This is a genomic window from Chryseobacterium viscerum, assembly GCF_025949665.1.
Taxonomy (GTDB): domain Bacteria; phylum Bacteroidota; class Bacteroidia; order Flavobacteriales; family Weeksellaceae; genus Chryseobacterium; species Chryseobacterium viscerum_A.
This window is the reverse complement of record NZ_JAPDFT010000006.1, coordinates 116,578-129,887: the sequence shown is the minus strand read 5'-3', so window position 1 is coordinate 129,887 and position 13,310 is coordinate 116,578. Positions and strand designations below refer to the sequence as shown.

General features: G+C 35.5%; 15 protein-coding genes. 3 read left to right on the top strand and 12 right to left on the bottom strand.

What is annotated here, in order from left to right:
• Positions 1 to 66: 66 nt before the first annotated feature.
• From OL225_RS21180 to OL225_RS21145, 8 genes are all read right to left on the bottom strand, one after another.
• A complete protein-coding gene (locus OL225_RS21180; RefSeq protein ID WP_047373526.1) occupies positions 67 to 939 on the bottom strand; it encodes a PstS family phosphate ABC transporter substrate-binding protein in 873 nt (290 codons plus the stop codon).
• On the bottom strand, positions 929 to 1,126 hold the full coding sequence (locus tag OL225_RS21175; protein WP_172617109.1) for a DUF308 domain-containing protein: 198 nt from the start codon (positions 1,124 to 1,126) through the stop codon (positions 929 to 931). The genes OL225_RS21180 and OL225_RS21175 overlap by 11 nt, the downstream gene beginning before the upstream one ends.
• 76 nt (positions 1,127 to 1,202) lie before the next feature.
• Complete coding sequence (locus OL225_RS21170; RefSeq protein WP_047373527.1) at positions 1,203 to 2,045, bottom strand: energy transducer TonB; 843 nt, start codon at positions 2,043 to 2,045, stop codon at positions 1,203 to 1,205.
• Positions 2,046 to 2,074: 29 nt separating this feature from the next.
• Positions 2,075 to 2,644 (bottom strand): ExbD/TolR family protein, encoded by a 570-nt coding sequence (locus OL225_RS21165; RefSeq protein ID WP_047373528.1) that lies wholly within the window; start codon positions 2,642 to 2,644, stop codon positions 2,075 to 2,077.
• Positions 2,645 to 2,655: 11 nt separating this feature from the next.
• The gene (locus OL225_RS21160; RefSeq protein ID WP_047373529.1) at positions 2,656 to 3,264 is read right to left on the bottom strand and encodes an ExbD/TolR family protein; all 609 of its coding nucleotides are present in this window, start codon (positions 3,262 to 3,264) and stop codon (positions 2,656 to 2,658) included.
• 61 nt (positions 3,265 to 3,325) lie between these two features.
• A complete protein-coding gene (locus tag OL225_RS21155; RefSeq protein ID WP_047373530.1) occupies positions 3,326 to 4,189 on the bottom strand; it encodes a MotA/TolQ/ExbB proton channel family protein in 864 nt (287 codons plus the stop codon).
• Between the two features lie 240 nt (positions 4,190 to 4,429).
• Entirely contained in the window at positions 4,430 to 7,243 is a 2,814-nt protein-coding gene (leuS, locus tag OL225_RS21150; RefSeq protein WP_264519504.1) for a leucine--tRNA ligase, read from the bottom strand.
• Between the two features lie 182 nt (positions 7,244 to 7,425).
• On the bottom strand, positions 7,426 to 7,902 hold the full coding sequence (locus OL225_RS21145) for a lipocalin family protein (protein ID WP_047373532.1): 477 nt from the start codon (positions 7,900 to 7,902) through the stop codon (positions 7,426 to 7,428).
• Between the two features lie 145 nt (positions 7,903 to 8,047).
• Between OL225_RS21145 and OL225_RS21140 the strand changes: the two genes are divergently transcribed.
• Genes OL225_RS21140 through OL225_RS21130 form a run of 3 tightly spaced genes read left to right on the top strand, consistent with a single transcriptional unit; the run spans position 8,048 to position 10,484 of the window.
• Positions 8,048 to 9,079 (top strand): acyltransferase family protein, encoded by a 1,032-nt coding sequence (locus OL225_RS21140; protein ID WP_264519503.1) that lies wholly within the window; start codon positions 8,048 to 8,050, stop codon positions 9,077 to 9,079.
• Between the two features lie 23 nt (positions 9,080 to 9,102).
• A complete protein-coding gene (locus OL225_RS21135) occupies positions 9,103 to 9,858 on the top strand; it encodes a glycosyltransferase family 2 protein (RefSeq protein WP_264519502.1) in 756 nt (251 codons plus the stop codon).
• Positions 9,858 to 10,484, top strand: coding sequence for a deoxyuridine 5'-triphosphate nucleotidohydrolase (locus OL225_RS21130; RefSeq protein ID WP_264519501.1), 627 nt, complete (start codon positions 9,858 to 9,860; stop codon positions 10,482 to 10,484). Before OL225_RS21135 ends, OL225_RS21130 begins: the two co-directional genes overlap by 1 nt.
• Here OL225_RS21130 and OL225_RS21125 read toward each other — a convergent pair.
• The 4 genes from OL225_RS21125 to OL225_RS21110 are packed head-to-tail and all read right to left on the bottom strand — an operon-like array spanning position 10,476 to position 13,267.
• Positions 10,476 to 11,714 carry a 3-deoxy-D-manno-octulosonic acid transferase gene (locus OL225_RS21125; protein ID WP_264519500.1) on the bottom strand — a complete coding sequence of 413 codons (1,239 nt, stop codon included), beginning with the start codon at positions 11,712 to 11,714 and terminating at the stop codon, positions 10,476 to 10,478. The two genes, OL225_RS21130 and OL225_RS21125, sit on opposite strands and share 9 nt — an antisense overlap.
• A 5-nt stretch (positions 11,715 to 11,719) precedes the next feature.
• Positions 11,720 to 12,064: a cupin domain-containing protein gene (locus OL225_RS21120; protein ID WP_264519499.1), complete on the bottom strand. Its 345-nt coding sequence runs from the start codon at positions 12,062 to 12,064 to the stop codon at positions 11,720 to 11,722.
• Positions 12,061 to 12,528 (bottom strand): DUF1648 domain-containing protein, encoded by a 468-nt coding sequence (locus OL225_RS21115; RefSeq protein ID WP_264519498.1) that lies wholly within the window; start codon positions 12,526 to 12,528, stop codon positions 12,061 to 12,063. The genes OL225_RS21120 and OL225_RS21115 overlap by 4 nt, the downstream gene beginning before the upstream one ends.
• A gap of 22 nt (positions 12,529 to 12,550) precedes the next feature.
• Positions 12,551 to 13,267 (bottom strand): C40 family peptidase, encoded by a 717-nt coding sequence (locus OL225_RS21110; protein ID WP_047373538.1) that lies wholly within the window; start codon positions 13,265 to 13,267, stop codon positions 12,551 to 12,553.
• Positions 13,268 to 13,310 lie beyond the last annotated feature (43 nt).

Below are 13,310 nucleotides of genomic sequence, written 5' to 3'. Positions count from 1 at the left end.
TATTCTACACAATTTTCAGACCAAATCAATATTTTTAACAAGTCTAAATTGTGAATTTAATATTTTTTAACGCATCTGAACCTCTCTCTTGTAAATGTTATAAGGCTGCAGACCTTCTTTTTGCACAATTTTTTGCCCTAAATGAGTGCACGAAAATCTTATAAATCCGTTGGCAATATTAAAATTACCTTCATTAATCAGGAAATAAAGAACTCTTGTAAAAGGATATTCCATTGTACGAAGCCCTTCAAAATCTGCATTGTAAAGCTTCCCTTTTTCTACAACAGGGAGAATTTTAACCATTTCTCTTAGTTTCTCAGAAGTTTTATCATAAGGACGGCTAAAAGTATTAAGCCCTATAACCCCTATTTTATCAGGATATTTACCTAATTCCTCTATGATCTTCTGATTTCCTGGAATAATGGAAAATTGAAGGTCTTTTGGCTGTTTTTTTAATTTTTCAGCTACAAAATTCAGATTACTTGAGTTGGTTCCATCGAAAATGAATTCTTTTTTATCAGACATCAGCCCACTATTGATTTCCTCCATTGAAATATTTTCTTTCGGAGAGTCTTTAGGAACTACAAAAACCACTGCGTCCGCAGCAAATTTAGCAGGAAGAAACTTTAAATCTGTTCTTTCTTCGTATGTTTTTATTTCTTCAGGAGTAAGATTTCTGGACATCACCACTACTTTAGCACTCCCTTTCAGAAGATCAAGAAGTCCTAAATCTTCTTTTTTGGTTTCTACTTTGATGTGAGTTTCAGGGTAATTGATCATATAGCCGTCAGCTAATGCTTCTGTGACACTTTGAAAAGACTCGTCAGTAAAAATTGTAAGATCACCTTTGTGATAAGAAGGAGCATTTTTCTCCTTTTTGCAGCCCGCAAGCATTATGCTCAAAACAACAATTACTGCAAGCTTAAAACTATTCTTCATTTCTCGATTTTTTAATTCTTGAGATCGCTCTGTAAATTCTGAAAATACCATAAATAACCAGTACTACACCTAGTGCATAGGCAACAGCAGGTTCCAAAATAGTAAAGAAGAATTTGTAGACAATCACTACAATTCCTAAAACGATATAAAACAATCCCGTAACCAGGGATAACCAATTGAACATCATGTAACAAAAATACCAAAAAAAATAAAAAGAGAAGCATATGCCTCTCTTTTTATTTATATTTTGAATAACTTAAGTCTTATTCAAAGTTCATAGTAAATGGTACACTATAGTAAGATCTAACGCTCTCCCCGTTTCTCTTCGCAGGAGTCCATTTTTTAAGTTTCTTAACTACACGTACAGCTTCACTGTTAAAGTCGCCATTTGGAGATTTCTCTTCAATAGTAACTGCAGAAACAGTTCCGTCTTTTTCTACAACGAACTTCAGCTTAGCTTTAAGCGTTCCTTCGCCTCCTTCCATTAAAGAAGTATCAAAATTATCTCCCAAGAACTTTCTTAATGCTCCCATACCTCCAGGATATTCTGCAGATTGGTCTACATCTTTGTAGATCTCGTTAGGATTATTTGTTTTCACCTCTGCTGTACTAGCTTTAGTACCTGTAGATGGTGGTGGCGGCGGCGGCGTATAAGCTGGAGCCTTTACCCCCTCCTGATTATTCAAACCAGTTGTAGTTTCCAACTGCTTAGAAATTGGTGGTGGTGGAGTTTCAATTTTTGGAGCTTTTACAGGCTCAGGAACTACGTTCTGAATCACTTCAATTTTCTCCTCTTCTTTTGGAGGTGGAGGTGGTGGAGGTGGTTCTTCTTCCTTAGGCTGCTCAATAATCGGATCTTCTTCGATAATATCTACTAGATCTGCCTTTACTTCTTGCTTAGGCGGAGCTGTAAGATTTTTAATCGTAAGATAGATGAACGGAGACAAAGCTGCCAAAAGGAATAATGCTGTTCCGATGATAAAAGACTTTGTTAAAAGTCTCGGATACTGATGTCTAATATCGTAGGCACCATATTCCTTGTTTCTATTTTCAAATACGATTTCGTCTAGAGTAAGATTCTGACCGTATACATTTTCATCTGCCATAGATTAGATATAACAATTTTATGGTTAAATTACTTTGTAGCAGCAGCTGGTGCAGCAGCACCTCCTACTTTTTTCTCATAAATAGCTTTTTCCCAAGGCTTGATATCAGTAACACCGTACTGCTCACTTTTGGTAATTGCCATTTCGTCAAGAATATCAACAAAGTTCTTATATACAGCATCGTCAGTTGGCTTAATGATCACGGTAAATTTCGTTTGATCTGCAGCTCTAGATTTTGCCTGCTGAATTACTTTTCTAATTCCTTCTCTATCAAGAGTAGTTTCCATAAGAGTTTGGTCATTCAAGGATGTAGCATCCTGCTGGTGCCAAAATACTCTGTTATCTTTTCCTAATAAAATAGAAATTGAGTTAGAAAGTTTAATTTCTGTTGGAGGTGGTTTTTGTTTTTCATCTTTCGGTTTAGCCGGAAGACCCAAATCCATAACATTCGGTTTACTGAATGTAGTTGTGAACATAAAGAAGGTAATCAATAGAAAACCCAAGTCCACCATCGGAGTCATATCGACTCTGGTACTCTGCTTCTTGGAACGGACCTTGCCGCCCTTGCCGCCTTTTTCTTGTACTTGTACTTCTGCCATTTCTATCGATATTATTCGTTAGGTTTACCTTCTTGTGATGTAATCAACCAAAATTTAAGAAAATCAATATCTCTTAAACCCTCAAATAGGCTTTTAACTTTAGGGTACTGAGTTGTAACGTCACCTTTAATAGCTAACTTGTAGTCAGGATTAACGCTCAAACTTTCTTTTACCCAATCAATTAATTGCTTATTTGTACTGTCCATAGGAATACCTGTAGGACTCTTATAATTTTTCTGCTCATCTGCAGGCATATCCAAATACCCCTTAAGTTGGTTCATTGGAACTCCAATTGCCTGAATTTTCTGGAAAGCTGCTTTTTGGTTGTTATCAAAAGTAACTCCATACTTTTGTCCCATTTTTTCCAAAAGTGCAAGTCTTTCTGATGCATTTTCTACTGGCTGGAAATAGAATTTTCCGTCCGGAGTAGCGTTGATAGTCATTAAACTAGCATCAGGAAGCAATTTTTCCGAAATTGAAGATGGCGGTTTGATCTGCTCCACGTCAGGTTTTTTAAACTGAGTGGTCAAGATAAAGAACGTAAGGAGTAGGAACGCAACGTCACACATTGCAGTCATGTCCGTAATTACTCCATGTCTTTTTGGTTTGACTCTCGCCATTATTATAAAATATTTTTAATTAAACTTCTTTTAATTGCTAATGCAAATATCTTGCTAATTCTTAGTTGAATTCAGCGAAAGATTGTTGGATACTCATAGAGATCTCGTCGATCTTGTAAGTTAATCCATCAATTTTAGATGTAAAGAAGTTATAAAGGATAATAGCGATTGCTGAAGTACCAATACCTAATGCCGTGTTGATCAAGGCTTCAGAGATACCTGTAGATAGAGCAGCAGCATCCGGAGTACCTCCTCCTGAACCTAATGCGAAGAATGCCTTGATCATCCCGATTACCGTTCCAAGTAGTGCTACTAACGTTGCAACAGTACCTAAAGTAGAAAGGATCATCATGTTTTTCTCAAGCATTGGCATCTCAAGAGTAGTAGCTTCTTCGATAGCTTTGTTAAGCGCTACCATTTTCTGCTCTTTATTTAATGTAGTATCGTGAGAAAGTGCTTTGTAAGTAGTAAGACCTTCTTTTACTACGTTACCTACAGAACCTTGTTGTCTGTCACACTCTTCGATAGCTTCGTCAATTTTGTTTTGGTTTAGTAAGCTTCTTACTTGTACAACGAAGTTGTCTAAGTTTCCTTTTCCGGCAGCTTTACCAAGAACGAAATATCTTTCAAAAGAGAAAACGATTACAGTAATCATGAAAGTAATCAAGATTGGTACGATAACCCCTCCTTTGTAGATAATACCTAAAAACGATTCTGGGTGAATGTCTTTTCCTTCAACACTTGAAAAGGCTACAGACCCACTTCCTAGTTTATCTGCATCTTTAAAGTTTCCTGGGCTACCAAGAACGAATAAATAAATACATACTCCTATAATAAATAGAATAGGAATAATAACAGCTGGATTTAAACCTCCTGCCTTTCTAGCAACTACTTGCTCATCATTTTTTGAAACATTCATTTCCATATTTAACTAAATTATATTGTTTTAAAATTTTACAGGGTGTAAATTAAAGGCAAAATTAATTAAAATGCAAGAGTCTTAATTAAACATTTTGCTTTTTTTTGATAAAGAAATTTTAATACGATTTCGATATAATAATTATTTTTAAATATTTTATTTATTTTCCCCAAATTTAACATTTGAGTTAAAAAATCAAAAAAATAAGACACCCATTTTTTTTAATTTCCCAATGTTAAATTTTATTTAAATTACGATATTCACAATACGGTGAGGGACTACAATGATTTTTTTAGGGGTTTTACCCTCCAAAATCTGTTGCATTTTATCACTCGAAATCACCAAATCTTCCACTTCCTTGGCAGATAATTGAGCTGAAAGTGAAATTTTGAACTTCATTTTACCATTTACACTTACCGGATACTGAATTTCATCTTCAATCAGATAATCTTCATTTAATACCGGGAATTTTTCAAATTCAATAGATGTATTGTATCCTAACAAACTCCATAGTTCTTCACAGATGTGAGGCGCATACGGAGAAATGATAACGGCCAGCGGCTCTAAAATATTGCGTTTGTTACATTTTATTTTCTGGAGCTCATTCACAGCAATCATAAAGGATGATACAGATGTATTGAATGAGAAGTTTTCAATATCATATACCACCTTCTTTATTAAAGTATGTAAAACTTTGTATTCTTCTTTTGTAGGTTCTTCTTCTGAAACTTCAAATGCATCTCCATTAAAATACAGATTCCAGAATTTTTTAAGAAAACCATATACACCACTTAATCCCTGAGTATTCCAAGGCTTGGATTGTTCCAGCGGGCCTAAGAACATTTCGTATAATCTTAATCCGTCTGCTCCGTACTCTTCACAGATATCATCAGGATTTACTACATTGTATTTTGACTTGGACATTTTTTCTACTTCACGGTCTGTGATGTATTTTCCATCTTCCATAATAAATTCTGCATCTGCATAATCAGGTCTCCATGCTTTGAAAGCTTCAGTATCCAATTCGTCAGAAGTTCCTTTTAACAAGGATACGTCAACATGGATCTGCTGAGTCTGGTAATTTCCTGCCAGATTTTTAGAAACATATTGATTAGTTCCTTCAATTCTATATACATATGCACTCATTCCTAAGATCATCCCCTGGTTGATCAATTTCTGGAATGGCTCATCATGATTGATGTATCCCCTGTCCTTTAAAAACATGTTCCAGAAACGGGAATATAATAAGTGACCGGTTGCGTGCTCACTGCCTCCAATATATAAATCTACCTGTCCCCAATAGTCTGAAAGATTCTTTGCACAGAATTCTCCGTCATTTTGTGGATCCATATATCTAAGGAAATACCATGAGCTTCCAGCCCAACCCGGCATTGTAGATAATTCTAACGGGAAAATAGTTTTATCATCCACCAGATCTGTAGCAACTACTTTTTGGTTAGCTTCATCCCATGCAAATTCTTTTGCATTCCCTAATGGCGGATCTCCGTCTTCTGTAGGTAAGTATTTTTCAACTTCAGGAAGTTCTAATGGTAAAGCGGAAGCTGGCAATGTGTAAGGCATCCCATCCTTATAATATATAGGAACAGGTTCTCCCCAATAACGCTGTCTTGAGAAAACTGCATCACGCTGTCTGTAGTTCGTTGTACCATGACCGATTCCTTTAGTTTCGATCTCTGAAATTATTTTTGACTTTGCATCATTATAATTCAATCCGTTTAAGAAATCAGAATTGACACAAACGGAATCTTTGGAATCAAAAGATTTTTCCTGAACATCTTCTTCTGTTTCTACAACTTTTTTAATTTCAAGATTGAATTTCTTTGCAAATCTGTGGTCACGTTCATCATGCGCCGGAACAGCCATCACGGCTCCTGTCCCATATCCCATCAACACATAGTCTGAAATATAGATCGGCATTTTTTCGTTGCTGAACGGATTGATTGCATAACTTCCTGTGAAAGCTCCGCTCACGTTTTTCACGTCAGACATTCTGTCTCTTTCGGTTTTTTTGGAAGTTTCTTCAATATAAGTATCTATTTCTACTTTTTGAGCATCAGTAGTAATTGCTTCCACTAAAGGATTTTCCGGAGCCAATACCATAAAGGTAGCTCCAAAAATAGTATCAGGTCTTGTTGTAAATACCTCAACGATTTCATTATGGCTTTCTACCTTGAACTGAACCTGTGCTCCCTGAGATTTACCAATCCAGTATTCCTGAGAATCTTTCAAAGGCTGCGGCCAGTCTAAAGTATTCAATCCTTGTAATAATCTTTCAGAGTATGCGGAGATTCTCATACTCCACTGCATCATTTTCTTTTGGAAAACAGGAAACCCTCCTCTTTCAGATTTTCCATCTTTTATTTCATCGTTTGCCAATACAGTTCCTAATGCAGGGCACCAGTTTACAGTGGTTTCTGCTCTGTAAGCAAGACGATAGTTTAACAGGATATCTTCTTTATCAAGATCGGAAGCCATTTTCCATTCTTCTGCTGTGAAATTTAATTCGTCATTCTGATTGGCATTTAATCCTTCTGTTCCTTTTTCTTCAAAATGTTGGATCAGGGAATCAATAGATTCTGCCTTATCGGTATTTTTATTATACCAAGAATGGTAGAGCTGGATAAAGATCCATTGTGTCCATTTATAATAAGATGCATCTGAAGTTCTTACTTCTCTGCTCCAATCGAATGAGAAACCGATTTTTCTTAACTGCTCTTCGTATCTGTTGATATTCTGTTCTGTAGTAATAGCGGGATGCTGCCCTGTCTGGATAGCATACTGCTCAGCAGGAAGTCCAAAACTGTCATATCCTACCGGGTGAAGAACATTAAAACCCTGATGTCTTTTATATCTTGCATAGATATCCGATGCTATGTATCCCAGCGGGTGACCTACGTGAAGACCTGCTCCGGATGGATACGGAAACATATCGAGTACGTAAAATTTGGGTTTATCTGTGTTATTAGAGGTTTTATAAGTTTGATTTTCCTCCCAGTATTTCTGCCACTTTTTTTCTATCTGCTGATGATCGTAAAACACTTTATATATATGTTATATGTTAGACTTTAAAATATTGAATTATTTTTCTTTTTAACAAGATTCACAAAAATAATGATTTTAAAGTAAATGGAAATTTAATTTATGATGAATTGCAATTCTATCCCCAACAAAAAAATCCCATCCGGAGATGAGATCTGTTTTATATCCTGAAGTATATACTATTATTGAGTAACTCTTTTGAAGGTATATGTTCTTGTCTGGAATATAGTAGGATCCTGTGTCTCCTCTCTTACAGCAAGATTGAGCGTTGTAGCATCCAGAGTAATAACCTTTGCATTTTGCGGCTCTACTATCCCCTGAATTTTCATCTGAACGTCTTTTCCTTCCTTATTATAGGTATAATTGAATTTTATATCAGAAAGAATAGCACACTGACCAGGTGTAGCGGTATCTCCCCAGTTCGTCTTTCCTCCTTTGGAGTCAACGCTAAACCACCATCTTGTCTGTTTCTGACAATCTGTATAAGTAATCGTGTTAGAAACCGGGTCTTCACCAACTTCTACAGTGGTAACAACTTCTTTTAATGGTTGCCATGTCCCAACAAGAGGAGCTTCCAGAACAGTATCATTGTCACTACTACAGCCTGTAGCTGCAGCAAACAAAGATAAACCTGCAAATAGTAATGCTAATTTCTTCATAGATCAATTTTTTCAAGCGCTAAAATTATAATTTTTTTGATTTATATTACTATTTTTTATGAAAAATTATTTTATCGACGATTATTTATATATATTTTAAAATAGTGAGCCCCTATTTTCCCTTTATTTAACAAATAATGGATACATGAGCATCGTTCATTCTATTAAAAAAGTTATTTTTGCAGGAAACAAAATACAAATGCAGGATATTACGAGAAACAATTTTGATTTTATACGTGTTCTCCTTGCTTTCATTGTCTTTGTAGGACATTTGGGAGCATTAAGCGGCTCTGCCCAGCTTACAATTCTAACGCACAGCCCTGTGGAAGTGGCTGTTTTCTCATTTTTTATCGTTAGTGGATTTCTTATTGCGAGAAGCTACGAAAGGTCATCCAGTTTAAAAAGCTACGCTAAAAAGAGATTCAACAGAATTGTTCCCGCTTATCTATTAGTTGTTTTTCTGTGTGCTGTATTACTGAGCCTCGTGAGTACACTTCCTCTTTCTGAATATTTCGGCAATACGCAGGTTTATAAATATTTATTCTGGAATTCAATTTTTATGAATTTTAAAGCACCCTGGCTTCCCGGTGTATTCGGAAACCAGGCTGTAAATGGGGCCTTATGGACTCTTAAGATAGAAATGTGTTTTTATATAGCTGTTCCGTTAATGTTTCTATTGTTTGGAAAAAATAACAAATACCGAAATATCAGTCTGATCGTACTGTATTTCCTTTCTCTGGTATATCTTAATTATTTTGAAATGGCTGGAAAAGCGGCTCTTTCAAGACAGCTGCCGGGTTCACTATGTTATTTCATTGGTGGAATGCTGATTTACTTTAATTTTGACAAGTTTATCAAACACAAGAATACTTTATTCATCATTGCTATGATTACGGTCTGGATAGATCTGATTTTTAATATAAAGCTATTCTCTCCGATGATGATCAGCATCATTGTTCTGTATATTGCTTACTCATTTAAATTTTTGAATAATTTCGGAAAGTACGGAGATTTCACTTATGGAATCTACATATTCCACTTCCCTATCATCAGGGTATTTGCAACATTGGGACTTTTTGCCAATTATAATCCTTACTTTATGGGATTGGTATGTATGTTGGTAGTTATAGGGGTAGGAATTGCTTCCTGGCATCTTTATGAAAAAAGATTTTTATAATTTTACAGTCTTAAAAAGCACAAATGAAAGATCTTGTCTCCATTATCACTCCCTGTTATAATTCTGCTGAATTTATCGAGGAAACCATACAGTCTGTTCTTAACCAAGCCTATGAAAACTGGGAATGGCTGATTACTGATGACCTTTCCAAAGATAATACAGTTGAGATTATCAGAAAATATAATGATCCCAGAATAAAACTACAGGTACTGGAAAAAAATGGAGGTGCAGGAAATGCAAGAAACAACAGTCTGGAAAGAGCACAAGGAAGATATATCGCTTTTCTGGATTCTGACGATTACTGGTATCCTGAATATCTGGAAACAATGACAGATTATATGCAGGAACATAATGCAGAACTGGTTTATTGCAACTATTCCAGATGTGATGAACAGCTTCAGCCTATCCTGAAAGATTTTCTGGCAGATAAAGTGGTTACATTCTCTAATCTTTTGAAGACATGCCGTCTGGCACCGGTTTCCACAATGTATGATACCCAAAGGGTTGGAAAATTTTTGTTTCCTGTAAAAAGCAAACGTGAAGATCATGTCATGTGGCTTAATCTTTTAAAAGTAATTCCTGAAGGGATTCCTGTACAAAAGACATTAGCAAAATACAGAATGCGTGAAAACAGTGTTTCCAGAAAGAAAAAAAATATCATCAAAGATCAATATCTAGTCTATAAGTATTTCATGGGGTTTTCAACTTTAAAATCATTGTATTATACGGCTAACTGGGCACTGAACGGATTCATGAAGTATTCGAAAATTTTCAATTAATGGAGTATTCAAAAGAGTTCAAAGCGGCTCTGAGCGCTTTTTCCGGTACCGAGAAAGATAAACTTATTTTCAGGCTTCTGAGAAAGGATAAATTATTGTCTAAAAAATTGTATTTCGAGCTTATTGATCCGGAAACTACAGATGATAAGAGAAATGCAATGGAGGAAATTGTAGCGGAAAAGGTTCTTTTAGCCTCAAAATACACTGGAAATGCTCCTTATTTCCTGACTATCATCCGAAAGATAAGCGCAGAAATCACTGAACATATTAAAATTACCACAGATAAATTCGGGGAAGTTTCGCTGAATCTTCTTCTTATCAATAAAATTCTGGAAAACAACAATGACCTCAGCAGACAAAGATTTGACAATGTTTACAAACTCTATATTTACATCATCAATAAAGTATTCAAAGCTTTGACTCTTATTAAAAAACTGGATGAAGATTACTGGATGGAAATTGATGAATATCTGCGGGACACCCAAAAGAAAATCTCAGAAAACCATTATCTTCAAAAACTCTGTGTGAACAATGGTCTTGACATCAACTGGCTTGAATGCGACAGGATTCCAGAAAACATAGATCAGATCATGAAAGAAATGAAAAGCCAGGGATATTTACGATAAGATTTTCTGTAGAATCATTTTGGTAGAATCAGGTTTTCCATCTACGAATTTTCCTGCATTCTGGGACATTTCTGTAAGTTCTTCCTGATTATCTTCATTTATAAGAAATAAAACAAATTCAGCGGCCGTATATTCGTCTGGAAAAGATTTTCCGCCGTTCGCAGTGATGAGATCATCAGCTTCTGGATTTTTTTTGTAATGATTTCCAAAGATCACAGGAACCCCAAAAGTTGCCGCTTCCAGAATATTATGAAGTCCTGCATCATGAAATCCTCCTCCCACAACGGCTGCATCTGCATAAGAATATAGTTTTGACAATAAGCCAATACTGTCTATAATTAAAAGTTGAGCGCTATCAATTGATGATAGATTATCCTGTATCTGACTGTATAATAATGCACCCGGGAATATACTTTTCAAATGCTCTACTCTTTTCAGATCATGGGGTGCGATAATGAGTTTCACCATATTATTTTTACGGGAAACCACTTCTGCTATTTTTTCTTCAGCCTGCCATGAACTCCCAAAAACGACTGTTTTATTACCTCCTTTAAAGTCTGCAATATAATCTACATGGTTGTTCCTGCTACGAAGTTGTTTTACCCTGTCAAACCTTGTGTCTCCCGTTACAGAAGATTTTATCAATCCTATACTCTTGGCCAGAGCCAATGAAAATTGTGTCTGATGAAAAAACCAATCCACATCTTTCCGAAGCTGTTTTACAAACCATTTTCCATAGGAAGTAAAGAAGGACTGTCTTTCATAGAACAAAGCGGAAATAACGTAAATTTTTGCCCCTTGATTTTTCAGTTCTGCAAGCAGATTGTACCAGTAATCATATTTAACCGTAAAAAATAGTTCAGTATTAAACTGTGATACAAACTCCTTTACAGCATTTTTTTTATCGAATGGCAAGTAACATATAACGTCTGCAATATGTTTCTTCTTAATTACATTCTCATATCCTGAGGGAGAAAAAAAAGTCACCAGAACTTTATGTCCGGGAAAATTATCTTTAAGCTTTTCCAAAACAGGAAGTCCCTGCTCATATTCTCCTAAACTGGCAGCATGCATCCAAATCACTTTATCTGTTTTTGAAAATGCTGATTTCACTTTATCTAAAGACTGCTTTCTCCCTTCAACGCCTTTTTTAGTTTTATCATTAATCAATGCAAAAGCCTTCATTCCGAAAGCAAGGAGACTGATAAATATATTGTATAGAAAAGCCATTTTAATTATTCTTTTATTTCAATTCTATCATGATCCGCAGGTGGATTGGATATGACTAAAAACTCAATTTCTTCGTTGGATTCATTGGAAATAAAATGTTTTGATTCCGGTGCAATAGAAATAGATTCTCCTTGTTTAACCAGGAATTTCTCTTCATTGATATAAAATACAGCTTCTCCTTTCAGAATATAAAAAAACTGTTCTGCCACTTTGTGAAAGTGTAGTTTTTCTGAAGTTCCTGCGGGCATTTTTTCCTGTTTCACAGATAATCCTTCTGTCTTTTTCAGAATCCAGCTGTCACAATGGTTTCCCCAGATATAATGTTCTGAATTTTCTTTAGTGTGTATCATTTAAAAAGATGAGCTATAAAAAGTAATGCAGGAGTAAATAACACGACTGATAAAAATATGGCAGCAAATGAAATTCTGGGTTTAGCTTTATCATCAACAGCATATCTGAACATATAGTCCTGAATATTTGTAAAAATGACAGCCAATACAACAAAAAGAATTCTCAATCCAATTTTCATAATTAAAAACTGAGCATTCATATTCTGATCCGTAATTTCTACAGGGAAATTAGTATCTTCAGGATGCCTTACTCCATAGATGAACAGAGCATACAGTCCAAGAGCTAATACAGGCATCAGAAATGCATATTTTTTTCCACCAAATCCATCCGCTTTCCCTTCCATATCAAAATGTACAGGAATTCTCTTTGGCAAAGCATTATAATTCTTGATGGTAAACCACCACAGAAAAACGACCAATCCAAAATTAAAAATATCAAAAATTGTAAAAAGAATATTTTCCATTTCAGATGAGATTGAATTATGATTAAATTACACTTTTCAGCACTCTCAGTTTATGGGTGTGCTTATTCATTTCTTTATTGAAAATCCCTGTGGAATCTAATGTATCAATTCTCACTTTTCCTGAAGCATGGATAATTTTTTGATTATCCAGCATAATCCCTACGTGAATAATTTTTCCTTCTGCATTTTCAAAGAAAGCAAGGTCTCCAGGCTGTGTTTCTTCTACAAAGGTAAGAGGTTCACCTACCTCAGCCTGCTGCGAAGCATCTCTTGGAATTTTAATATTGTGAATTTTGTATACCAGTTGAGTAAATCCTGAGCAATCTACTGCAAAAAAGCTTTTCCCACCCCACAGATAAGGTACATTAAGGAATTCTTTTGCCGTCAGGGCAATACTTTCACGTACATCATGACTTCTCCTTGAAGCAACCACCGGAAACTCCACTTCTGATCCCATAGAAAGCAGAGTCTTCCCGTCATTCATTAATACGGAAGAGAAATCCTCAGTAACGACAGTAACTTTCCTTTTAGCCAGTTCTTCTTCTGTTATTGGTTTCAGCTGTTTGGTATCCATCCATCCTTCATAGCCATCATAATGCATCTTTATTTTGGTCCAGTTTTTATCTACTTCCAAAATATCTGCACTTTCTCCGAACAATATTTCCGTAACAATTTCAGCTCTGTCAGAATTCTCTGCACGAACCGGCGCTACTGTAACAATACAAATTCCTTTATTCATTAACTCTCAATTTAAAGATTGAATAATTTAAAGAAAAAATACA

What these genes read in the sequence shown, in the direction of transcription:
- OL225_RS21175 (WP_172617109.1), bottom strand. Translation starts at nt 1,126, where the DNA reads ATGATGTTCAATTGGTTATCCCTGGTTACGGGATTGTTTTATATCGTT.
- OL225_RS21140 (WP_264519503.1), top strand. Translation starts at nt 8,048, where the DNA reads ATGAGCATCGTTCATTCTATTAAAAAAGTTATTTTTGCAGGAAACAAA.
- OL225_RS21180 (WP_047373526.1), bottom strand. Translation starts at nt 939, where the DNA reads ATGAAGAATAGTTTTAAGCTTGCAGTAATTGTTGTTTTGAGCATAATG.
- OL225_RS21125 (WP_264519500.1), bottom strand. Translation starts at nt 11,714, where the DNA reads ATGGCTTTTCTATACAATATATTTATCAGTCTCCTTGCTTTCGGAATG.
- OL225_RS21155 (WP_047373530.1), bottom strand. Translation starts at nt 4,189, where the DNA reads ATGGAAATGAATGTTTCAAAAAATGATGAGCAAGTAGTTGCTAGAAAG.
- OL225_RS21130 (WP_264519501.1), top strand. Translation starts at nt 9,858, where the DNA reads ATGGAGTATTCAAAAGAGTTCAAAGCGGCTCTGAGCGCTTTTTCCGGT.
- OL225_RS21110 (WP_047373538.1), bottom strand. Translation starts at nt 13,267, where the DNA reads ATGAATAAAGGAATTTGTATTGTTACAGTAGCGCCGGTTCGTGCAGAG.
- OL225_RS21145 (WP_047373532.1), bottom strand. Translation starts at nt 7,902, where the DNA reads ATGAAGAAATTAGCATTACTATTTGCAGGTTTATCTTTGTTTGCTGCA.
- OL225_RS21115 (WP_264519498.1), bottom strand. Translation starts at nt 12,528, where the DNA reads ATGGAAAATATTCTTTTTACAATTTTTGATATTTTTAATTTTGGATTG.
- OL225_RS21160 (WP_047373529.1), bottom strand. Translation starts at nt 3,264, where the DNA reads ATGGCGAGAGTCAAACCAAAAAGACATGGAGTAATTACGGACATGACT.
- OL225_RS21120 (WP_264519499.1), bottom strand. Translation starts at nt 12,064, where the DNA reads ATGATACACACTAAAGAAAATTCAGAACATTATATCTGGGGAAACCAT.
- OL225_RS21170 (WP_047373527.1), bottom strand. Translation starts at nt 2,045, where the DNA reads ATGGCAGATGAAAATGTATACGGTCAGAATCTTACTCTAGACGAAATC.
- OL225_RS21135 (WP_264519502.1), top strand. Translation starts at nt 9,103, where the DNA reads ATGAAAGATCTTGTCTCCATTATCACTCCCTGTTATAATTCTGCTGAA.
- OL225_RS21165 (WP_047373528.1), bottom strand. Translation starts at nt 2,644, where the DNA reads ATGGCAGAAGTACAAGTACAAGAAAAAGGCGGCAAGGGCGGCAAGGTC.